The organism is Halomonas sp. ML-15 (assembly GCF_014779595.1).
In the GTDB taxonomy this organism is placed as follows: Bacteria; Pseudomonadota; Gammaproteobacteria; order Pseudomonadales; family Halomonadaceae; genus Franzmannia.
Map to the genome: position 1 here is coordinate 216,781 of NZ_JACXZT010000017.1, position 20,538 is coordinate 237,318.

19 protein-coding genes and 1 pseudogene are annotated in these 20,538 nt (G+C 63.9%); 11 read left to right on the forward strand and 9 right to left on the reverse strand.

Going from position 1 to position 20,538, the window contains the following annotated elements; genetic code table 11:
- The first annotated feature begins 117 nt into the window (after positions 1–117).
- Complete coding sequence (locus IEI94_RS10585; RefSeq protein ID WP_191167270.1) at positions 118–1,125, forward strand: LysR substrate-binding domain-containing protein; 1,008 nt, start codon at positions 118–120, stop codon at positions 1,123–1,125.
- Here the strand turns inward: IEI94_RS10585 and IEI94_RS10590 are convergent.
- Positions 1,049–1,423, reverse strand: coding sequence for a thiol-disulfide oxidoreductase DCC family protein (locus tag IEI94_RS10590; protein ID WP_191167271.1), 375 nt, complete (start codon positions 1,421–1,423; stop codon positions 1,049–1,051). The genes IEI94_RS10585 and IEI94_RS10590 overlap by 77 nt on opposite strands.
- A 53-nt stretch (positions 1,424–1,476) precedes the next feature.
- Positions 1,477–1,851 carry a DUF2306 domain-containing protein gene (locus IEI94_RS10595; RefSeq protein WP_191167272.1) on the reverse strand — a complete coding sequence of 125 codons (375 nt, stop codon included), beginning with the start codon at positions 1,849–1,851 and terminating at the stop codon, positions 1,477–1,479.
- 103 nt (positions 1,852–1,954) lie between these two features.
- On the opposite strand from IEI94_RS10595, the gene IEI94_RS10600 reads away from it, so the two are divergent.
- Positions 1,955–2,485 carry a PadR family transcriptional regulator gene (locus tag IEI94_RS10600; protein ID WP_191167273.1) on the forward strand — a complete coding sequence of 177 codons (531 nt, stop codon included), beginning with the start codon at positions 1,955–1,957 and terminating at the stop codon, positions 2,483–2,485.
- A gap of 33 nt (positions 2,486–2,518) precedes the next feature.
- Here the strand turns inward: IEI94_RS10600 and IEI94_RS10605 are convergent, their stop codons facing one another.
- Positions 2,519–3,802, reverse strand: a complete 1,284-nt coding sequence (locus IEI94_RS10605) for a M24 family metallopeptidase (protein ID WP_191167274.1) — start codon at positions 3,800–3,802, stop codon at positions 2,519–2,521.
- 40 nt (positions 3,803–3,842) lie between these two features.
- Positions 3,843–4,733: a hypothetical protein gene (locus IEI94_RS10610; RefSeq protein ID WP_191167275.1), complete on the reverse strand. Its 891-nt coding sequence runs from the start codon at positions 4,731–4,733 to the stop codon at positions 3,843–3,845.
- Positions 4,734–4,839: 106 nt separating this feature from the next.
- Between IEI94_RS10610 and IEI94_RS10615 the strand changes: the two genes are divergently transcribed.
- The 4 genes from IEI94_RS10615 (at position 4,840) to IEI94_RS10630 (ending at position 9,072) form a co-directional block, all read left to right on the forward strand.
- Positions 4,840–5,727 (forward strand): LysR substrate-binding domain-containing protein, encoded by an 888-nt coding sequence (locus tag IEI94_RS10615; RefSeq protein WP_191167276.1) that lies wholly within the window; start codon positions 4,840–4,842, stop codon positions 5,725–5,727.
- 128 nt (positions 5,728–5,855) lie between these two features.
- A complete protein-coding gene (locus tag IEI94_RS10620; RefSeq protein ID WP_191167277.1) occupies positions 5,856–7,304 on the forward strand; it encodes an alanine/glycine:cation symporter family protein in 1,449 nt (482 codons plus the stop codon).
- A 79-nt stretch (positions 7,305–7,383) separates the two neighbouring features.
- Entirely contained in the window at positions 7,384–7,845 is a 462-nt protein-coding gene (locus IEI94_RS10625) for a flavodoxin family protein (RefSeq protein ID WP_191167278.1), read from the forward strand.
- Between the two features lie 231 nt (positions 7,846–8,076).
- The gene (locus IEI94_RS10630) at positions 8,077–9,072 is read left to right on the forward strand and encodes a TAXI family TRAP transporter solute-binding subunit (protein ID WP_191167279.1); all 996 of its coding nucleotides are present in this window, start codon (positions 8,077–8,079) and stop codon (positions 9,070–9,072) included.
- Positions 9,073–9,169: 97 nt separating this feature from the next.
- Here the strand turns inward: IEI94_RS10630 and fadA are convergent, their stop codons facing one another.
- Positions 9,170–10,348, reverse strand: coding sequence for an acetyl-CoA C-acyltransferase FadA (gene fadA, locus IEI94_RS10635; protein WP_191167280.1), 1,179 nt, complete (start codon positions 10,346–10,348; stop codon positions 9,170–9,172).
- 27 nt (positions 10,349–10,375) lie between these two features.
- Complete coding sequence (gene fadB / locus IEI94_RS10640) at positions 10,376–12,535, reverse strand: fatty acid oxidation complex subunit alpha FadB (protein WP_191167281.1); 2,160 nt, start codon at positions 12,533–12,535, stop codon at positions 10,376–10,378.
- Between the two features lie 193 nt (positions 12,536–12,728).
- Between fadB and IEI94_RS10645 the strand changes: the two genes are divergently transcribed.
- Positions 12,729–13,898 carry a DUF5924 family protein gene (locus IEI94_RS10645; protein WP_191167282.1) on the forward strand — a complete coding sequence of 390 codons (1,170 nt, stop codon included), beginning with the start codon at positions 12,729–12,731 and terminating at the stop codon, positions 13,896–13,898.
- A 123-nt stretch (positions 13,899–14,021) separates the two neighbouring features.
- Positions 14,022–14,494 (forward strand): annotated as a pseudogene (gene slyA, locus IEI94_RS10650) (transcriptional regulator SlyA).
- 14 nt (positions 14,495–14,508) lie between these two features.
- Here the strand turns inward: slyA and IEI94_RS10655 are convergent.
- On the reverse strand, positions 14,509–15,030 hold the full coding sequence (locus tag IEI94_RS10655) for a preprotein translocase subunit YajC (RefSeq protein WP_191167283.1): 522 nt from the start codon (positions 15,028–15,030) through the stop codon (positions 14,509–14,511).
- Between the two features lie 126 nt (positions 15,031–15,156).
- On the opposite strand from IEI94_RS10655, the gene IEI94_RS10660 reads away from it, so the two are divergent.
- Complete coding sequence (locus tag IEI94_RS10660) at positions 15,157–15,612, forward strand: universal stress protein (protein WP_191167284.1); 456 nt, start codon at positions 15,157–15,159, stop codon at positions 15,610–15,612.
- A gap of 19 nt (positions 15,613–15,631) precedes the next feature.
- On the opposite strand, the gene IEI94_RS10665 is transcribed toward IEI94_RS10660, so the two are convergent.
- Positions 15,632–17,560, reverse strand: coding sequence for an ATP-binding cassette domain-containing protein (locus tag IEI94_RS10665; protein ID WP_191167285.1), 1,929 nt, complete (start codon positions 17,558–17,560; stop codon positions 15,632–15,634).
- A gap of 121 nt (positions 17,561–17,681) precedes the next feature.
- Between IEI94_RS10665 and IEI94_RS10670 the strand changes: the two genes are divergently transcribed.
- Entirely contained in the window at positions 17,682–18,560 is an 879-nt protein-coding gene (locus tag IEI94_RS10670; RefSeq protein WP_318153389.1) for a TatD family hydrolase, read from the forward strand.
- Between the two features lies 1 nt (position 18,561).
- Positions 18,562–19,041, forward strand: coding sequence for a hypothetical protein (locus IEI94_RS10675; RefSeq protein ID WP_191167287.1), 480 nt, complete (start codon positions 18,562–18,564; stop codon positions 19,039–19,041).
- A gap of 866 nt (positions 19,042–19,907) precedes the next feature.
- Here IEI94_RS10675 and IEI94_RS10680 read toward each other — a convergent pair.
- The gene (locus IEI94_RS10680) at positions 19,908–20,459 is read right to left on the reverse strand and encodes an elongation factor P hydroxylase (RefSeq protein ID WP_191167288.1); all 552 of its coding nucleotides are present in this window, start codon (positions 20,457–20,459) and stop codon (positions 19,908–19,910) included.
- Positions 20,460–20,538 lie beyond the last annotated feature (79 nt).

Sequence of the window (20,538 nt, forward strand, 5' to 3'; positions counted from 1 at the left end):
GGCTCCTGTTTGTCAGCCGGGCGCGCTTGCACCCGATAACAACAGGATAGATATGCAACGAATCACGCAGTAGAGGCTATAATTCGGACTCACCGTCCTATTTTCGGAACAGCAAACATGCAGGATCTCAACGATCTCTATTACTTCGTCAAGATAGTGGATCACGGCGGTTTCGCCCCGGCAGGCCGCGCGCTAGGAGTGCCGAAATCAAAACTCAGCCGGCGCATCGCGCAACTGGAGTCGCGGCTGGAGACCCGCCTGATCAACCGCTCCACCCGCCACCTCTCGGTCACCGAGCTCGGACAGGCCTACTATCGTCACTGCGTGGCCATGCTGGTAGAAGCCGAGGCCGCCGACGAGCTGATCAAGCGCAACCTCGGGCAACCGCGAGGCACGGTGCGACTCAGCTGTCCGCCCAGCCTGCTGCACTACCTGATTACCCCGCTGCTGGTGCGCTTCATGGCCCAGTGCCCAGAGGTCGAGATTCAGGTCATGGCCACCAGCCGGCGTGTCGATGTGATCAAGGAGGGACTGGACATGGCGATCCGGGTGCGCTTTCCGCCACTGGAGGACAGCGATCTGGCGATGAAGGTGCTGTCGAATAGCCCGCAGCGCTTGGTGGCGGCGCCGCGTCTGTTCGAGGACGCTGCGCTGCCTCGGACGCCCGCCGACCTGGCCAAGCTGCCGAGCCTGGACTTTGAGCAGGCCGATGGAAAGCACAGCTGGCATCTAGACGGGCCACATGGCGTGAGCGCCAGGGTGGCTCACCTGCCAAGGCTGGTGACCGACAGCGCCGAAACGCTGCATCAGGCCGCTCGCGAAGGACTCGGCGTGGTCAAGCTGGCACTGCTGGTCGCGGGGCGGGATCTCGAAGACGGGACGCTGATCGATGTGTTACCGGGATGGCGCCCACGTGGGGGCATACTGCATGCCGTCTTCCCAACGCGGCGCGGCCTGCTGCCCGCTGTGCGCGCCCTGCTCGATTTCCTGGGTGAACATATCAACGAAGTGGATTTCGCCAGCCAAGCGGCGAGCGTCGCCTCGCAAGTCAACTTGGAAGACGCCCCTGCCGGGCCAGGCGGCGACGCACCCAGCGGTCATACAGCCAGGTCAACAGCGTCTTGACCCCGGGCAGGCCGATCAGCCAGGCCAGAGGCCTGAGACGTGGCACCCGCTGCATCAGCAGGATATAGGCATCCATACTGTCGTGAATCTGCCCTTCGTCATCTTCCACGTGTAGCGACAGCAGCGCCGCCTGCGGGTCGATGCCCTTGTCGCGCAGCGTTTGCTGATGGGTCGTCACATCGCACCAGACCACACTGTCGCCGGCCTCCCCGGCCCAGCGCTCATAGCGGGCCCGGTCGCGGCGACAACCAGGACAGACGGCATCATAGTAGACCTTGAGGGGTGAAAGCTCCTGCATGGCACTCTCCGGAGAAGCAAACGTAATACTCGCAGCCGCCAGGGTAACAGTCCTCACATCCATAGCCCCAACTGCGCCGCCATCCAGCGCCCTGGCATCAAGGTCCCCGCGAAAGCCCCCACCAAACCGAGGTACGCGCCCAGCATCCACTCGCGGTGACGCCGCACCCGCCCGCGGATAATCGACCCCACCGCCACTACCAGCGCCACCAGTACCCACAGCGATAGAAGATGGATAGGACCCAGATGCCCTACTAGCGGCAGCACGCCGCCACCCAGCCAGAACGAGCTGAGCGCTGCTATCGCCATCGCCAGCACCCAAGTTACCCCCAGCAGGCGATGCACCAGGGTGCCTTTACGCATCATCAGTACCAGGGCGCCGACGCTCAATGCCAACAACGAACTCACCAGATGCAGATACAAGGTCATAGCGCCTCCGCTCCACTTTTTACTATGCAACTTAATGCATAATACTAGTAGACCCCAACTTGATATGCAACGATGCACATATGAAATCCATTCGGAGGCAGGCATGTCGCTACGCGCAGTCCTATTGATCACTCTGCAGCAGGAGCCCGGCACCGGCTACGATGTGCTGCAGCGCTTCAAGACCGGCCTGGCCCATGTATGGCAGGCCAGCCACCAGCAGATCTACCGTGAACTCGACAAACTGCGCGCCGCCGAACTGCTCGATTGCGAGACCGTGCCCCAGGCCGAGCGGCCCGACCGCAAGGTCTACCGCATCACACCCGCTGGACGCGCCGAGCTCGACGCCTGGCTGGCCGCCCCACTCGGCCCCAACGCCGTGCGCCAGCCGCTGTTCGCCAAGTTCTTCGCCTGGGAGTGCTGGCCCGCAGAAGCCCGACAGCAGGAGCTGACCGCCTTGGGCGAGCAGCTACTAGAACGCATGCGGACCTACGCCGCCATCGAAGCGGAATGGTTCAGCGATCCCCAGGCGCTCACAGCCGCCCAGCGCGCGCCCTGGCATACCCTGCGGCTCGGTCAGCGGCTAACCGAGACCTGGTTGGAATGGATCGAGGAAGTGCAGGCGGAGGGAGAGTGAGGAGGGCCAACGCCGGCCTGGGGCCGGCGCGAGTTAAAAATGGCGGCCGAGGAGCACGTCATCGAAGGGGTAGCCGCTGAGCTTTTCGATACCTGTCTCGGTCACCAGCACCTCCTCCTCGAGTTTGACGCCATCGGCGGCGTCGACCTCGCCGATATAGCTCTCCACCGACACCACCATACCGGGCTCGAGGATGCCGTCCTTGGAGAAGCGATCGAAGTCCATATGGTGAGCGACCAGCGGCGTTTCGCCATGCATGCCCACGCCGTGGATGATCGACGGGTAGCGGCGGTCGAGGAAGCGCTCGGGAATCTTCCAGGCCTTCTCGGCGATCTCGCGATAGCTCATGCCCGGCTTGAGGATCGCCATGTTGTGATGCACCTGCTCATGGGCCATCTGGTAGAGGCTCTGCTGGTAGCCGCTGGGACGGCCGGGACCGACATGGAAGGTGCGCGAGAAGTCCGAGTAGTAGCCGTGGCAGCCGATGGTATCGGTGTCCAGTGCAACCAGCTCTCCGGCGCGAATCACCCGATCGCTGGCTTCGTTGAACCAGGGATTGGTGCGCGGCCCCGACGACAGCAGCCGGGTCTCGATGAACTCGCCACCCTGGCGAATTACCTCACCGTACAGAATCGCGAACAGATCGTTCTCGCGGATACCCGGCTTGATGGCGGCCTCGACCTCGGCCACCGCGGCTTCGCTGCCGGCCATCGACTGAGCCAGGCAGGCGATCTCTTCCGGGGTCTTGATGCGCCGACAGTGCAGGGTGTCCTGCATGCAGTCGTAGACGTCGAGCCCCTGAGCCTCCAGCGAACGCGCCAGGTTGAGCGCACAGCGGTCGAGCCCGATCTTCTTGTTGCCGCGGCCGTGGGCCTCGATCAACTCGGCGATCTCGACGCCAAAGGGGTCGCTGGAGAGGTTGTCGCGCTGATTGACCGCCGACCACACCACCTTGGAGGTGCGCGCCTCGTCGATGGTCTCGAGCCAGGTCGAGACATGGGCGCTGCCGGGGTATTCGAAGAGGATGATCGGCCCGTCCAGCGGCACATAGATATAGCGCGAGGAGTTGCGCAGGAAGTAGCCGAACATATTGCGCGAGCCGGTGGCGTAGCGCTGATTGTAGGGGTCGAACAGCACCACTGCGGCATAGCCCTGCTCGGCCATCATGCCGCGCAGACGCGCCAGGCGGCCGGCGCGCAGCTGCTTGGGATCGAAGGCGGTGGGAATGCTGTCGCCGTTGGCCATCGGTGCCGATGGCACCACCGGAATCTTGTCGGGCTCGTTATCGGACAGGTTTTCGAATTCTACGATGCTCATGAAATCTCTCTGTGCGGGTGCAAGCTGTTCGAAGCGGGACTCAGTCGGCCAGGTTGTCGCTACGCGTCGTGCCCTCGCGCAGCATCTGCTCGTGGATAGGCGCCATGCGTCCGAAGATGCGCTGGGCGCGCTCGGGACGGCCGATGAAGCCAGGTTCCTTGGCGTAGGCGAAGATCACCGTGTGGCGCTCCTTGTCGCCCTCCACCGGCGTCACGCGGTGCAGCGAGTAGCGACCGAAGAAGATCTGCAGATCGCCGGGCTGCAGGTCCAGCGACTTGAGCGGCGAGCGGTCACCGTCGAGCACCCGCTCCACCGCCTCGAAGTTCTCGCCCTCGGGGCTACGAATGCCCGGTGCGTACTCGAAGCGACCGCCAGCATGGGACTGGCGGGTCATCATGGTGACGATGAATTCGTTGGTATCGTAGTGCCAGGGGTGCTGACACCCCTCACGCAGCACGTTGATCACCAGTCCGGCAAGCGGGTCGGCATATTCATGGATTTCGTCCATGCCGACCACGCTGGCGATAAAGCGCTGGAAGCCGGGATGCTCATAGACCTGTCGAATGATGGTCTCGTTGTCAATGCGGTCACCGGCGACGAAACCGTTGGTGCGGTCATCGAAGCGGTTCTTGGGATGCGTTGCCGGCAACGACGCATCACCGTCGCTGTTGTAGGGGTTGGTTTCGGTCTGATTGTAGTGGGCCTCCGGCGACAAGCGCTCGGTCTCGCGCTCGAGCCGCTCAAGGGCGTCCTCCGGGACGAAGTGCTTGAGCACCACACAGCCGTCATCGGCCAGCTGGGCACGGCACTCGCGGATCAGCGCCTGGCCGGCATCGCTATCGAGATCCTCGATGGGGTAGCGGGCCAGATCGATCAGGCCGTCGAGGCCGTTGAGTGAAGTAGCGTCAGTGTGGGATGCAGTGGCGTGCATGGTGAAGACTCCTGCCGTTGGCTAGCGTATTGGACAGGGTAGAGAGACAGGTTCGATAATAGAAATGAATGGTTAAGATAAAACGCATTTCAGGAGCTCATAGATCATGGATACCGACCTGCTGCGTGCCTTCGTCACCGTGGCCGAGTGCGAGGGCTTCAGCGCCGCTGGCAAGGTGCTGCATCGAACCCAGTCGGCGGTGAGCCTGCAGATCAAGCGCCTCGAGGATCGCATGGGCGAGGCGCTATTCGAGCGTACCAGCCGCAGCGTAATCCTTACTCCCGCCGGCGGCCGCCTGCTGCCCTACGCGCGGCATATCCTCAAGCTGCAGGACGAGGCACTGCGAGTGATGGGCGCCGAGCGCCAGGGCGAGTTGATCCGCCTGGGCACCTCGGAGGAGCAGGCCAGTACCTACCTGCCCGAGCTACTGCCGCGCTTCGCCGAACGCTATCCCAACGTGCGCCTGGAGGTGGTCTGCGATATCAGTGCCGCCCAGGTCCACGCCTTTCAGGAGGGACTGCTCGACGTGGTGCTGGCAATACGCCATATGCCGACCCAGTCGGGCCGGCTGCTCGGCCGCGAGCCGCTGGTGTGGGTGGTCGCCGAGCAGACCCGCCTGGATGCCTGGGAGACGCTACCGCTGGCGCTTAACCCTGAGGGCTGTATCTTCCGCGCCCACGCTTTCGCTGCGCTAGGACGCGAAGACCGCCGCTGGGACGTGCGCTACTCGAGCCAATCGCCCACCGGCATCAATCTGCCGGTGCAGGCCGGCCTGGCTCTGACGGTGAAGACCCCGCGCAGCGTGCCCGAAGGCTGTCGCATCATCGGCCGCGACGAGGGGCTGCCCGACCTGGGACATGTGGAGATCGAACTGCATCGCGCGCCAGGGCATGCCAGCGAGGCATTGAATGCCTTCTGCGATGAGCTTGAACAGATCGTGATGGCCACCGAATCCCTGGAGTGTGTCGAATACGTCACCCATGAGGCTTCGTAAAAGCTTACTGGGAGCTGAACGCTGGTTTTTATCACCATAGTTTCTCGCAAAAACCAAAACTCTTGCGATTTTTTGCCTGGCATGAAGAATGACGCCCTTTCATTCATTAGCAAAGGAAGGCGAGCGTCATGAATTTCACGCTACCCGGGGCCCTCACCGGCCTGGTCGATGCCGGCAATGGCCTGCTGTGGGGCAGCGTGCTGATCTATCTGCTGATCGGCACCGGCCTCTACTTCACGGTCATGACCCGCGCCATCCAGATCCGCCACTTTGGCCACATGTTCAAGCTACTACGCCACTCGCGTGAAGCCAGCGGTGGCATCTCCTCCTTCCAGGCGCTCTCCACCAGCCTGGCGGCGCGGGTCGGCACTGGTAACCTCGCCGGTGTCGCGGTGGCGATCTACTTCGGCGGCCCGGGGGCGATCTTCTGGATGTGGATGACGGCGATGGTCGGCATGGCCACCAGCTTCGTCGAGTCCACCCTGGCTCAGGCCTACAAGACCGACCACGGCGACAATACCTTCCGCGGCGGGCCGGCGCGCTATATCGAGCACGGCCTGGGGCTGCGCTGGCTGGCTGTGGCCTTCTCTGTGTGCCTGATCATCGCCTTCGGTCTGGCCTTCAACAGCGTCCAGGCCAACTCCATCGCCCAGGCCATGGAGCAGGCCTTCTCGATTCCGACCTGGGCCATGGGCCTGATACTGATGGTAGTGGTAGCACCGATCATCTGCGGCGGCCTGAAGTCGATTGCCCGTGTCGCCGAGCTGGTGGTGCCGCTGATGGCGCTGCTCTACCTGTTGCTGGCACTGGTCGTGGTGGCGCTCAACATCGGCGACCTGCCGGCGGCGTTCATGACCATCATCAAGAGCGCCTTCGGCATCGAGCAGGCCGCCGGCGGCGCCATCGGCTATGCGGTCTCCCAGGCGATCATCAACGGCATCCAGCGCGGCCTGTTCTCCAACGAGGCGGGCATGGGCTCGGCGCCCAACGCCGCGGCCACCGCCACCACCAAGCCGAATCATCCTGCCGCCCAGGGGTTTATCCAGATGCTCGGGGTGTTCCTCGACACCCTGGTGATCTGTACCGCTACCGCAGCGATCATCATCATGGCCGGGCCGGAAGTGATGGCCAGCGACGAGGCCAGCGGTATCCAGTTGACCCAGATCGCGCTATCCAGCCACGTCGGCGAATGGGGCAGCATGTTCATTGCCGTGGCCATTCTGCTGTTCGCCTTCACCTCGGTGATTGCCAACTACTCCTACGGCGAGTCCAATATCGAGTACCTGGCCGGTCGCCACGCGCCAATGGCGGTGCTGATCTACCGCCTGGCGGTGCTGGCCATGGTAATGGTGGGGTCGGTGGCGAGCCTCGGCGCCATCTGGAACTTCGCCGACCTCTCCATGGGCATGATGGCGCTGATCAACCTGGTGGCGATTCTGCTACTGTCGCCGGTCGCCTTCGCCCTGCTACGCGACTACGACCGCCAGCTCAGCGCCGGCCAGGAACCGGTATTCGATCCCAGCCGCTTCCCCAAGCTGGTCAACAAGGTCGACCCCAAGGCCTGGCCCAAGCGCTGAATCGTGTTGGGCAACCCAGAACGCCACGGCCGCGTGCCGTGGCGTTTTGCCGTCTGGCTGCAGCTGCTAGGCTGGCAGGATGAAAACCCTGCTGATCGTCGCCCACGCCCCCTCGCCCAATACCCTGGCCCTGCGCGAGGCCGCCGAACGCGGTGCACGCCACCCCGAGATCGACGCCGTAGACGTCATCGTCAAGCCACCGCTTGAGGCTGGGCCCGACGATGTGCTGGCCTGCGACGCCATCCTGCTCGGTACCACCGAGAACCTCGGCTACATGAGCGGTGCGCTGAAGGACTTCTTCGATCGCAGCTACTACCCGGTGCTGGAGGAGAAACAGGGCCTTCCCTGCGCCCTCTATGTGCGCGCCGGCCTCGACGGCACCGGCACCCGCCGCGCGGTGGAGAGCATCGTCGGTGGGCTGAGCTGGAGATGGGCACAGGCGCCGCTGATCCTCCACGGCGAGTGGCAGGGGACGTTCCTCGAGCAAGTCGAGGAGCTGGCCATGAGTCTGGCGGCAGGGCTGGACGCCGGTATTCTCTAGCGCTCCCCACCTTTTCGTGCAGCCCCTTTGCGCCAGAGATCGCGTTTCCCCAATCGCCCAGACCCCACTATGCTCTGAGTAACCGCTCATTGAGCAGTCGAGCGATATCATGACTCCGCCCTCGACCCGCCAGCCCAGGCAGGCCGATGGCCGCGGCCGAGGTACGCCATGCCTATCGTCCTGAGCGCTTCTATTGACGCGCCCTCTCCACGTTCCGTCCGCGCCTGCTGTATGGCCGCAACGCTGGCGGCACTATGCTTCATGCCTAGTGCGGCCCAGGCCGAGGAGACACGCATCACCATCGGCACCGCCAGCTCGGCGGGCGTCTACCACCTCGCCGGGCGCACGCTGTGCCGTATGCTCACGACCCCATGTACCGCCCAGACCAGCGACGGCTCGGCCGAGAACCTCGCCAACGTGCGAGAGGGCGCCGTCAGCGTGGCACTGGCGCAGTCCGACCTGCAGCACTACGCCGTTTACGGCGAAGAGGGCTTCAACGAGGTGGGCCCCGACGAAAACTTGCGCTCGCTGTTCTCGCTACACGGTGAGCCTTTCACCCTGGTGGTGCGCCGCGACAGTGGCATACGGCAGTTCGATGACCTGCACCAGCGTGCCGTCAACGTCGGCAACCCGGGATCCGGCCAGCGCGGCACCCTGATGACCCTGCTCGACGCCAAGCAGTGGACGCTGGATGACTTCAGCCTGGCCAACGACCTGCCGGCCGACCAGCAGTCGCTGGAGCTATGCCACGGCAATGTCGACGCCATGGTGTATACGGTGGGCCACCCCAACGACTCGGTGGCCCAGGCCATTCGCCTGTGCGATGCAATGCTGGTGGATGTGGAAGGCGAGGAGATCGAGCGCCTGGTCGATGAGCTCCCCTACTTCACTCCAGCCACGATACCTGCGGGCATCTACGCCGACGACCAGCCGGCGGTGAAGACCTTCGGCGTGCGTGCCACCCTGGTCGCTTCGGCGCAGACCGATGATGAGCTGATCTATCGGCTGGTGTCCGCGGTGTTCGATGACCTCGAGACGCTCAAGGCGTATCACCCGGCCTTCGATGAACTGACCCCGGAGCTGATGATCAGCGAAGGGCTGTCCGCCCCACTCCACGACGGCGCACTGCGCTACTATCGAGAGCAGGGCTGGATCAGCGATGACGAAGCGATTGAAGAAGAAGTAGCTGAAGAAGCGGTTGAGGACAGCAGTGAAGACAATGAGTAGCCCAGCAGACTGAGCCAGTGCGCGTCTTTCACGCTACGCAAAACGGCACCCTTTGGGGTGCCGTTTCGATTACCAGACTGCGTTCGCAACGTGCTTATTAGCGCAGACGCTCGAACACCGTCGCTACCCCCTGGCCCATACCGATACACATGGTGGCGAGGCCAAGGCTGGTCTGCTGCTGCTGCATGACGTTGAGCAGCGTGGTGCAAATCCGCGACCCGGAGCAGCCCAACGGGTGCCCAAGGGCAATGGCACCGCCATTGAGATTGACCTTGTCATCCATGGCGTCGAGCAGCCCTAGATCCTTGAGCACCGGCAGGCCCTGAGCGGCGAAGGCCTCGTTGAGCTCGACGGTCTGGATATCGTCGGCGGTCAGGCCGGCGGCCTTGAGCGCCTTCTTCGATGCCGGCACCGGGCCGTAGCCCATGATCGAGGCGTCGCAGCCGGCCACGCCAGTGGAGAGCACCTTGGCGATCGGCTCGAGGCCCAGCGCCTGGGCGCGCTCGTAGCTCATTACCGCCATCGCCGAGGCGCCTACCGAGAGCGCCGAAGAGGTGCCCGCCGTGACGGTACCGTTACGCGGATCGAACACCGGCTTGAGCGCGGCCATCGACTCGAGACTGGCGTCTGGGCGAATCACTTCGTCGCGGTCGACCCGCACGCGGAAACCGTTACCGTCATGCCCTTCGACACCGATGATCTCGTTGTCGAAGCGACCGCCATCCAGCGCCGCCTGGGCGCGCTGGTGGGAGCGTACCCCGAACTTGTCCTGATCCTCACGACTGATGCCGTGCATCTTGCCCAGCAGCTCGGCGGTCAGGCCCATCATCATCGCCGCCTTGGCGGCATACTTGCTGGCCGCCGGGTTGACGTCGACGCCGTGGGCCATGGGCACGTGCTCCATATGCTCGACACCACCGATCACGTAGAAGTCGCCCATGCCGGCCTTGATATTGGCCGCGGCGATATGCAGTGCCGTCATCGACGAGCCGCACAGGCGGTTGACGGTCTGGGCCGGCACCGAGCGCGGAATGCCGGTCATGATCGCCGCGTTGCGGGCGATGTTCATCGACTGCTCGAGGGTCTGGTTAACGCAGCCCCAGATCACGTCGTCGACTTCCGACGGGTCGAGGTTGGCGTTGCGATCAAACAGCGCCTGCATCACCGCGGCGGACAGATTCTCGGCGCGCACGTGGCGGAAGGCGCCGTTCTTGGCCTTGGCCATGGCGGTACGCACGCCGTCGACCACCACGATATCTCTCGGATTCAAACTCATCTTTCACTACTCCTGTTCGTGGTGAATTCAGGCGCTCTTGCCGTAGAAGGTGTCGCCGGACTTGGCCATCTCGCGCAGCTTGTCGGTGGGCGCGTAGAGCGGGCCGAGCTCCTCGGCCAGGCCGTCGGCCAACTCGACGAAGGCTGCCACGCCCATGGCGTCGATATAGCGCAGCGCACCGCCGCGGAACGGCGGGAAGCCGATGCCGTAGATCAGCGCCATATCGGCCTCGGCCGGGCTGGCGACGATGTCATCCTCCAGGCAGCGCACGGTCTCCAGACACAGCGGCACCATCATACGCGCGATGATGTCCTCGTCGCTGAACGTCTTCTCCTCCTTCACCACTTGCTTGACCAGGGCATAGGCCGCGTCGTCGCTGACCTTCTTCGGCTTGCCCTTCTTGTCCTCTTCGTAGGCGTAGAAGCCCTTGTCGTTCTTCTGCCCCAGGCGCTCATTCTCGTACATCACCTGAATGGCGGTCTTGCTATCGCGGGCCATGCGGTCCGGGAAGCCCTCGGCCATCACCTCGTTGGCGTGAACCGCGGTATCCATGCCCACCACATCGAGCAGATAGGCGGGGCCCATCGGCCAGCCGAACTTCTCCATCACCTTGTCGACGTGCTGGAAGTCGGCACCCTGCTCCACCAGCATGCTGAAGCCGCCGAAATAGGGGAACAGCACCCGGTTGACCAGGAAGCCTGGGCAGTCGTTGACCACGATGGGCGTCTTGCCCATGGCGCGGGCATAGGCCACGGTCGCGCCCACGGCAGCATCGGAGGTCTTCTCGCCGCGGATCACCTCGACCAGCGGCATGCGGTGCACCGGGTTGAAGAAGTGCATGCCGCAGAAGTTCTCGGGACGCTTGAGATTCTGGGCCAGGCGGTTGATCGAGATGGTCGAGGTGTTGGAGGTGAGAATCGCCTTGTCGTCGACCAGGCCCTCGACCTCGGTGAGCACTGCATCCTTGACCTTGGGGTTCTCGACCACCGCTTCGACCACCAGGTCGACGTGACCGAAGTCACCGTAGGAGAGCGTTGGACGGATGTTGGAGAGCTTCTCGGCCATCTGTTCGGTAGTCAGCTTGTTACGCTCCACCTGCTTGCCAAACAGCTTGCGCGCCTCCTTGAGGCCCAGTTCGATGGCCTCCTCCTTGATGTCCTTCATCAGGATCGGCGTACCCTTGGAGGCGCTCTGGTAGGCGATGCCGCCGCCCATGATGCCGGCCCCCAGTACCGCGGTCTGCTTGACCGGCTGGGCCTGCTTCTCGTACTGGCCGGCCTTCTTCTTGACCACCTGATCGTTGAGGAACAGCCCCACCAGGTTGTAGCAGACATCGGTCAGCGCCAGCTTGGCGAAGGCCTTGGCCTCGATCGCCTGGGCGCGTCCGCGCTCCTCGCCGGCGCCCTTCTGGATCACCTTGATCGCTTCGATGGGTGCCGGGTAATGAGGCCCGGCCTTGCCCGCCACGTAACCCTTGGCGGTCTCGAAGACCATCATCTGCTCGATGGGGTTGAGCTTGAGCGGGCCGGTCTTCTCGTCGCGGCGTGCCTGGTAGTCGAGCTCGCCGCGGTTGGCCCGGGCCAGGATATCCAGCGCCGCCGCTTCGAGCTGCTCATTGGGCACCACGGCATCCACGGCGCCGATCTTGAGCGCGGCATCGGCACGATTCTCGCTACCACCGGCAATCCACTCGATGGCATTATCGGCGCCCACGATGCGCGGCAGGCGCACGCAGCCGCCCCAGCCTGGCAGGATACCCAGCTTGGTCTCGGGCAGGCCGATCTTGGCCTTGTCGCCCATGACTCGGAAGTCGGTGGTCAGGGTGACTTCGCAGCCGCCGCCCAGCGCCAGGCCGTTGATGGCAGTGACGGTGGGGAACGGCAGATCCTCGATGGCATTGAAAATGCCGTGCACCTGCTCGAGCATCTCGGCGATCTGGCCCTCACCCTTGGAGAACATGCCGTGAAACTCGGTGATATCGGCACCGACGATGAATACGTCCTTGGCGCTGGCGATCACCAGGCCCTTGAGATCGCTGGCGCCCTCGAGGGCCTTCACCGCCTCGCCCAGCTCCGTGACCACGGCGCTGGAAAGCTTGTTGATGGACTCGTCCTTCAGGTCGAAGGTCAGAGTGGCGATATTATCGCCGTTGCTGGCCACCGTAATGGCATTGCCTTGGTAGATCATCCGCGAAACTCCACGATTTCATACGGCCGTTTGATTGCCAGACAGCTTGGTCCAGCTTGGCGTCGGCGTCAAGCCTGCGGCGGCCGCCCCCCACCAAAGTCGTGCCCCTTGCTGAGAGTGTCGCCGTTTCTCGACTCCGTCTGTCATAGTGCGACTGCTAGCCTCTACGTTTTTCACGGAGCCCTGCCCCGGCATGACCACACCCTGCGAGACGCCTGACCCAACCGCTCCATCGCCGCACAACCCGGCTCGCGCCGCGCAGCTGGCCCGCGCCCAGCGTCGCGTGGAGGGGCTGATCGAACGCGTCCGCCCTTATCTATGGGTGTGGCCGCCAATCGCCTTCGCTGCCGGCGTGGCGAGCTTCTTTCTGGTCGACCGCCAACAGTGGCTGGGCGCCGCTCTGGCGCTGGGCATGCTGTTGGCCTGGCTGTTGCTGCTCTCCGAGAGCGTGATCGGCCGTGCGCTGGCAAGGCGAGGCTATCCGACTCTGCCGCGCGGGGCGACCACCTTTATCGCTCAGTTGATCCACCAGGAGACACTGCTCTTCAGCCTGCCGTTCCTGTTGGCGACCACGGTGTGGGCCAGCGGCCAGGCGCTGTTCACGCTGCTGATCATCGGGCTCGCCCTACTCTCTATCCTGGATCCACTCTACTTCAAGCTGGCTGAGCGCTATCGCTGGATCTATTTCGCCTTTCACGCCCAGTGCGTATTCGTGGTGGTGCTGGTGACCCTGCCCATCATGCTGCAGCTCACCACCAGCGAGACCCTCTTCTATGCGCTGGTCCTGATGGTGATATTCAGCCTGCCTAGCCTGATGCATCTGGTGCGGCCCACGCGGCTACGCAGCTGGTTGGCCATGTTCGGCTTGGCGCTGCTGTTGGCCGGCGCTGGCTGGGCCGGCCGCGCCTGGGTCCCGCCGGTCAACCTGTGGCTGACCGGTAGCGCCCTGTCGCCAAGCCTCGATGTCGAGTCGCGCACCCCCGGCGGCAGCGTGGCATTGACCCGCAACGCACTGACCACCAGCGGGCTCTACGCCTACACCGCGATACGCGCGCCGCGCGGGTTGCAGGAAGAGGTCTTCCACGAGTGGCGCCATGATGGCGAACTGATCGACCGCATCCCGTTGACCATTCACGGCGGGCGCCAGCAGGGCTACCGCGCCTGGTCCCGCAAGCAGAACTTTCCCACCGAGGCCGAGGGCCGTTGGCGAGTTGATGTGGTCACCGCCTCCGGGCAGCGCCTGGGCGTGCTGCGCTTCACGGTCAGCGACTCGCCAGTAACCGCAGAGATGGCCGATGGACAGATTCAATCGCCCCCAGGCATCCCGGGACTCGACCTGCGTCGGCTGGTACCCGGCGGTTAATGATCCAGGCGCGAGCGTCAGGCACAGCTGAAGCGAAAGGAATAAGTACAGAAGCCCATAAGGCTTGCATTGCGGGCGCACGGTTCGGACAATTCAACAATTCGCCTGCGAACTGGCCCAACTATGTCCAATCTATCCAAACACCAGAATATCGGCACCAAGTTGAATCGCGTGCCACGCCTGTGGCGCGCGATCATCGACAAGCGCCTAGCCCCCTCGAGCTGACCCAGACCCGCTGGATCACGCTCTACCACCTATGGCGCCTGGGCGACGGCCAGCCACAGTGCGACCTGGCCAGAGTGATCGGCGTCGAGGCCCCGTCGCTGGTTCGCACCCTGGATCAGCTCGCCGAGCAGGGCCTGGTGGAACGCTGTCCCTGCGATCAGGATCGCCGCACCAAGCGAATCCATCTCACCCCCGCCGCCATGCCGCTACTGCAGCAGATCGATACCGTGGTCAAGGAGGCCCGCGAAGAGATGCTGGCGGGCCTCAGCGACGCCGATATCGCCCGCATGGACGACTACCTGACCCGCATCGAGGAGAACGGTCTGGCCATTCAGGCCCGAGAGAGCGACGACGGTAAAAGCGACGACTAAGACAATGCCTCTGATTACTTTACCAGCGGGCGCAGCTTGCTCGGCCTGTCCGGACGTCCTGCCAAGTCGTCACGCAGCGCGGCCAGGTCACCGAGGTAGCTGTCGAAACGCTCGGGCCCTTGGGATTCGTACCACCACAGCGTTAGCCCATGCTCGTCCGACTCCAGTACCAGTGCATCCTGGGGCAAGCGTGTTAGCAGCGCCTCGAGCCGCCGATGAATCGCCTCCGGCAGCGGTCGTAGCGGCTCTATCCGCCAACGCCAGCCATGGCACACCGACTTGAGCACATTGCTCGCGGCCGTTTCGCGCACCGCCACGAAGCGCGGCCCGGGCCGCTCCTTGGGATACCCCCAACGGTAGCTGGGCATCAGCTTGCCGGCGGCGTGCAGCGGCGGTGCTGCCAGCTTGACCCTCACGCCGGCCTTCGCGGCGTGGGCGCGCAGCCGCATTACCCGCTTCTGCTTGGGGCTCGGCTTGAGCCACATCACCGGCGACACGATCAGTGCCACGATAAACGCGATCAACAACCAGTTCATGCTTGCCGCCTGTCCTCTGCAAAAGATGCTAAAACGTTGATATAGATCGTTGTGAGACGCCGCCACCCGGCCTAGAGTGGAAGGCAAGACAAGCCACTCAGCCAACCTCGCCACGGGAGGTGCCCCATGAGCAACGAATACCGTCACGTACTGGTCGCCGTCGACCTCACCAAGGATTCCTACAAGGTGCTCGAGCGTGCCCTGCCGATTGCCGAACGCAATGGCGCCAAGCTATCGATCATGCACACCCTGGAGCCGTTGGGCTTCGCTTACGGCGGCGATATCCCCATGGACCTGACCAGCATTCAGGATCAGCTCGATGACCACGCCAAGCACCGCCTGGCGGAGATCGCCGACCCACACAATGTGCCGGCCGAAAACCAGCATGTGGTCGTCGGCATGCCGGACACCGAAATCCACCGCTTCGCCGAAGAGCACGGCGTGGACTTGATCGTGGTCGGTTCCCACGGCCGCCATGGCTTCGCCCTGCTGCTGGGCTCCACCTCCACCGGGGTGCTCCACGGCGCCAAGTGCGACGTGCTGGCCGTACGCGTCGGCAAGGATGGCGAAACCGACGAGTAAGCGCTGACCGCGGCGGGGCTTACTCCTCCCCCGCCGCCAATGCTTCCAACTCCATCCACCTCTCCATGGCGGCATCCAGCTCACCCTGCTTGGCGGCTAGCGCCTCCAGGGTGGTGGTTACCTCATCGGCATCGCCCTGATAGAAGGCCGGATCCCCCACCTTGGCCTCAAAGGCCGCCACGTCGTTCTCGAGCCGTTCAATCTCGCCCGGCAGCGCGTCCAACTCGCGCTGCAGTTTGTAGGAGAGCTTTACCGGCTTATTGGCGGCAGGCGCAGGTGCCGAGTCTTCAGCGGTGGGCGTGGGGGTCTCGCGCTTGGCCTCGTGACTGCCTTTGGCAGCATCGAAATCCCACGGCGCCGGCGGCAACCTGCCGCCTTGCCGCACCCAGTCGCTATAGCCACCGACGTATTCGCGCACGATGCCGTGCCCCTCGAAGGCCATCACCCCGGTCACCACGTTGTCCATAAAGGTCCGGTCGTGGGAGACCAGCAGCAGGGTGCCGTCGAAGTCGAGCAGCAGCTCTTCCAGTAGCTCGAGGGTCTCGACGTCGAGGTCGTTGGTCGGCTCATCGAGCACCAGCACGTTAGCCGGCTGGGTGAACAGCTTGGCCAGCAGCAGACGGTTGGACTCTCCCCCGGAGAGCGCCTTGACCGGCTGGCGGGCGCGCTCGGGGGTAAACAGGAAGTCCTGCAGGTAGCTGATGACGTGCTTGTCCTTGCCACCCACGCTGACCCGGTCACTGCCCTGAGCGACATTGTCGTAGACGCTCTTCTCCGGTTCCAGGCCGGCACGCAGCTGATCGAAGTAGGCAACCTTGATATTGGTCCCAAGCTTGACCTCACCCTGGCTGGGGGTCAGCTCGCCGAGCAGGATCTTGAGCAGCGTGGTCTTGCCGGCACCGTTGCGACCGATCAGGCCGATGCGGTCGCCGCGCTGCAGTTCCAGGCTGAGATCCTGGATTACCCAGTCGTCGCCGAAGTGCTGGCTGACGCCCTTGAGTTCGACCACCCGCTTGCCGCTGCGCTCGCCACTGTCCACCGAGAGCGACGCGTTGCCCTGACGCTCGCGGCGCTGACTGCGCTCACGGCGCATCTGCTCCAGCGCCCTCACCCGTCCTTCGTTACGGGTTCGGCGGGCCTTGATGCCCTGCCGGATCCAGGCCTCTTCCTGCGCCAGTTTCTTGTCGAATTCGGCATTTTCACGCGCCTCGATCTCCAGCTCGTGCTGCTTGCGCGCCTGATACTCGGCATAGTCGCCGGGATAGCGCCCCAGGCGCCCACGGTCGAGCTCGAGAATCGCCGTCGCCAGCTTGGAGAGAAAGGCCCGGTCGTGGGTGATGAACAGCACCGCGCCGTTGAAGGCGGCAAGCTGCTCCTCGAGCCAGGCGATGGTATCCAGATCGAGATGGTTGGTGGGCTCGTCCAACATCAGCAGGTCCGGCTCGGCAACCAGCGCACGCGCCAGCGCCACACGGCGCCGCCAGCCGCCCGAAAGGGCCTCCATCTGACTATCGGCGGGCAGCCCCAGCTTGGTCAGCACGGTGTCGATACGCTGATGAAACGACCAGCCGTCGATGGCCTCGAGCTGGGTCTGCAGCGTCGCCATACGCTTCATGTCGGGGTCCGGGGCCTGTATCAGGTGATGATACTCGGCGAGCAACCCGCCAGCTTCGGGCAGCCCCTGGGCCACCACATCGAAGATGGTCTCACCGGAGGCACTCGGCAGGTCCTGGGCCAGCACCCCGATCTTGAGCCCCGGGGCGCGCCAGATGCTGCCGCCGTCGGCCTGGATCTCTCCGGCCACCAGCTTGAGCAGGGTCGACTTGCCGGTACCATTACGGCCCACCAGCGCCAGCCGTTCGCCTTTTTCCAGGACCAGGTCGGCACCATTGAGCAACACCTGGTTGCCGTAGGCGAGTTGCAGCTGTTCCAGTCGTAGCAGGGTCACGCGTTCACCACCTCGTTGCATGCGCTAAAGGCGCCTAGTGTAACGCATGCTCGGGCCATCGTGGTCGCCACCACGGCCTTGCAGGTACAATGCGCGCTCGATTAACCAAGGGAGTGCTAGCGTGGCCGAGCCGACCGACACCTTCGACGACTTCCTGCCCGAGGCACTGCAGCGGGTGAGCCCCGCACCGCTGGTGGATATCGGGGCCAACCTGACCCATGCGAGCTTCGCCCACGACCTCGAGTCGGTGCTGCGACGCGCCCGGGCGGCCAACGTCCGCGAACTGATTCTGACCGGCACCGACCTCGAGCATGCCGAGCAGGCCATCGAGTTGGCGCGCAATCATAGCGGCCACGCTTCCAGGCTATATGCTACCGCTGGTGTCCACCCCCACGATGCCAGTCAGTGGAACAGCGCCTTGGAAGCCGACATGCGTGGGCTGCATCGACAGCCTGAGGTGGTCGCCGTCGGCGAGTGCGGTCTCGATTTCAACCGCAATTTCTCGACGCCCACCGATCAGGAGCGCGCCTTCGAAGCCCAGCTGGGCCTAGCGGTCGAGAGCGGCTTGCCGCTGTTTATCCATGAGCGTGACGCCGGACAGCGCATGCTGTCGATACTCCGAGCCTGGCGCGACGACATCTCCCATGCGGTGGTGCACTGCTTTACCGGCGAGCGCGAAACACTGTATGGCTATCTGGATCTCGATCTGCATGTCGGCTTGACCGGCTGGATCTGCGACGAGCGTCGCGGCCATCATCTGCGCGAGCTGGTCGGAGAGATTCCCGCCAATCGGCTGATGCTGGAAACCGATTGCCCCTACCTGCTGCCGCGCAATTTACCTGCCAAACTCAAGGGACGCCGCCATGAGCCATCGCTGCTGCCCTGGATCGTCACCGAGATCGCCCACTGGCGCGGTGATGACGAGGCGGCCCTGGCCATTGCCACCAGCAACACGGCGCGGCACTTCTTTCGCCTGAACGCGCTCCACGAGGAGACCTGACATGGACGACTTTCCTGGCTTCATTGCCGTCGAGACCGGAGAGGATGGCGGCCTGCCGCTGGCCATCGCCTGGGCGCTGGCCGACGGCCAGGTCAAACACACCCTGATCCAGCCCGATGACGACTGGCTCAATGACGAGTTGATCTCGCTCGGCGACTACAGTCTCGAGGAGCTCGAGAACCTCGGCGTCAGCCCGCTGGACGTGATCCGCGAACTGGAGAACGACCACTTCAGTGCCACCCTCTACACCGCGGGGGTCAGCGACGACGAGGCCGCCCTGTCGAGGCTGTTCGATGTCTTCGGGCTCGACCCCTTCGTTGAACTGGCCCCCGCCGAGTCACTGTATGTCGACCTGGCCCCCGGCGAGTGGGCGCGAGCTCGTAGTCAGCTGTTTGGCGAGCTGGGCATGGAACCGATGCGGCCGGAGCAGGAAGTGCAGGTGATGCTGGCCCTGCATCAGCGGTTGGCGGAAGAGAGTTGAAGTGGCAGCGCTACGCGCCGCATCGCAACTGACGTCGCTCCCACAAAGGAGTAGCGCCTAAGCCAATGTGGGAGCGAATTTATTCGCGATGGGGTTGGCTCAATCGGCAGCGCTGCGCACTGCAATCGCGACTGAAGTCGCTCCCACAAGAGCAGTGGCGCCGAGGCCAATGTAGGAGCGAATTTATTCGCGATGGGGTTGGCTTAACCGGCAGCGCTGCGCACTGCAATCGCGACTGAAGTCGCTCCCACAAGAGCAGTGGCGCCGAGGCCAATGTAGGAGCGAATTTATTCGCGATGAGGGTGGCTTAACCGGCAGCGCTGCGCACTGCAATCGCAACTGACGTCGCTCCCACAGGGAGTCGCGCCTAGGCCAATGTAGGAGCGAATTTATTCGCGATGGGGTTGGCTCAATCGGCAGCGCTACGCGCCGCATCGCGACTGACGTCGCTCCCACAAGAGCAGTGGCGCCGAGGCCAATGTAGGAGCGAATTTATTCGCGATGGGGTGGCTCAATCGGCAGCGCTACGCGCCGCATCGTGACTGACGTCGATCCCACAAGAGCAGTGGCGCCTAGGCCAATGTAGGAGCGAATTTATTCGCGATGGGGTTGGCTCAATCGGCAGCGCTTCGCACTGCAATCTCGACTGACGTGGATCCCACAAGAGCAGTGGCGCCGAGGCCAATGTAGGAGCGAATTTATTCGCGATGGGGTTGGCTCAATCGGCAGCGCTTCGCACTGCAATCTCGACTGACGTCGCTCCCACAAGAGCAGTGGCGCCGAGGCCAATGTAGGAGCGAATTTATTCGCGATGGGGTTGGCTTAACCGGCAGCGCTGCGCACTGCAATCGCGACTGAAGTCGCTCCTACACTGGGAGTGGTGCATATGTGAGGCCCAACTCGATGGCCTCCTCAAGCGCGTACCCCTGATGATAATAGGCCGTCAACGCCGTCACCAAGGCGGCCGCCCGCGCCGGCAATCCCTCCTCCCGGTAGCGCGCAGCGCGTGCCTCGACGCGCTGCCGAAAGGCATCTCGGTCGACCTCCACTTCACCTAGGTTGTCGACGCTGACGTTGAACGAATGCCCGCACGCCTCGGCCAGCAGCAGCTCAAGCGCCTGGGGCGCCACCTCGGCATCCTCGAAGGCGCGCTGTTGCTGGGCATCGCGTCCGTCGGGAAGATACCAGTAGCCGTAATCCTCGAGCTGGCGACGCCGCGCCCCGGCAATGCACCAGTGGCTGATCTCATGTAGCGCGCTGGCGTAGAAGCCGCGGGCGAAGATCACCCGATGGTGGTCACCGTCGCCCTGCGCTGGCAGGTAGAGCGGCTCGTCGTCGCCGCGCACCAGGCGCGTACGGTAGTCGGGCATGAACAGCCCGTCGAATAGCGCAATGATATCGTCCAACCGGTGCGTCACGCGTCACTCCGCTCGAAAATTCAGTGTCGGCAGTATAAAGCTCCGTTTGGCAGGCGGAAATCCCCATGCCTTGCTAGAC

Excerpts from the sequence above, each read along its gene's own strand:
- IEI94_RS10645 (WP_191167282.1), top strand. The coding sequence starts at position 12,729 with ATGACCACACCCTGCGAGACGCCTGACCCAACCGCTCCATCGCCGCAC.
- IEI94_RS10585 (WP_191167270.1), top strand. The coding sequence starts at position 118 with ATGCAGGATCTCAACGATCTCTATTACTTCGTCAAGATAGTGGATCAC.
- IEI94_RS10655 (WP_191167283.1), bottom strand. The coding sequence starts at position 15,030 with ATGAACTGGTTGTTGATCGCGTTTATCGTGGCACTGATCGTGTCGCCG.
- IEI94_RS10630 (WP_191167279.1), top strand. The coding sequence starts at position 8,077 with ATGGCCGCAACGCTGGCGGCACTATGCTTCATGCCTAGTGCGGCCCAG.
- IEI94_RS10675 (WP_191167287.1), top strand. The coding sequence starts at position 18,562 with ATGGACGACTTTCCTGGCTTCATTGCCGTCGAGACCGGAGAGGATGGC.
- IEI94_RS10610 (WP_191167275.1), bottom strand. The coding sequence starts at position 4,733 with ATGCACGCCACTGCATCCCACACTGACGCTACTTCACTCAACGGCCTC.
- IEI94_RS10595 (WP_191167272.1), bottom strand. The coding sequence starts at position 1,851 with ATGACCTTGTATCTGCATCTGGTGAGTTCGTTGTTGGCATTGAGCGTC.
- IEI94_RS10620 (WP_191167277.1), top strand. The coding sequence starts at position 5,856 with ATGAATTTCACGCTACCCGGGGCCCTCACCGGCCTGGTCGATGCCGGC.
- IEI94_RS10660 (WP_191167284.1), top strand. The coding sequence starts at position 15,157 with ATGAGCAACGAATACCGTCACGTACTGGTCGCCGTCGACCTCACCAAG.
- IEI94_RS10625 (WP_191167278.1), top strand. The coding sequence starts at position 7,384 with ATGAAAACCCTGCTGATCGTCGCCCACGCCCCCTCGCCCAATACCCTG.
- IEI94_RS10615 (WP_191167276.1), top strand. The coding sequence starts at position 4,840 with ATGGATACCGACCTGCTGCGTGCCTTCGTCACCGTGGCCGAGTGCGAG.
- IEI94_RS10605 (WP_191167274.1), bottom strand. The coding sequence starts at position 3,802 with ATGAGCATCGTAGAATTCGAAAACCTGTCCGATAACGAGCCCGACAAG.
- IEI94_RS10600 (WP_191167273.1), top strand. The coding sequence starts at position 1,955 with ATGTCGCTACGCGCAGTCCTATTGATCACTCTGCAGCAGGAGCCCGGC.
- fadA (WP_191167280.1), bottom strand. The coding sequence starts at position 10,348 with ATGAGTTTGAATCCGAGAGATATCGTGGTGGTCGACGGCGTGCGTACC.
- fadB (WP_191167281.1), bottom strand. The coding sequence starts at position 12,535 with ATGATCTACCAAGGCAATGCCATTACGGTGGCCAGCAACGGCGATAAT.
- IEI94_RS10590 (WP_191167271.1), bottom strand. The coding sequence starts at position 1,423 with ATGCAGGAGCTTTCACCCCTCAAGGTCTACTATGATGCCGTCTGTCCT.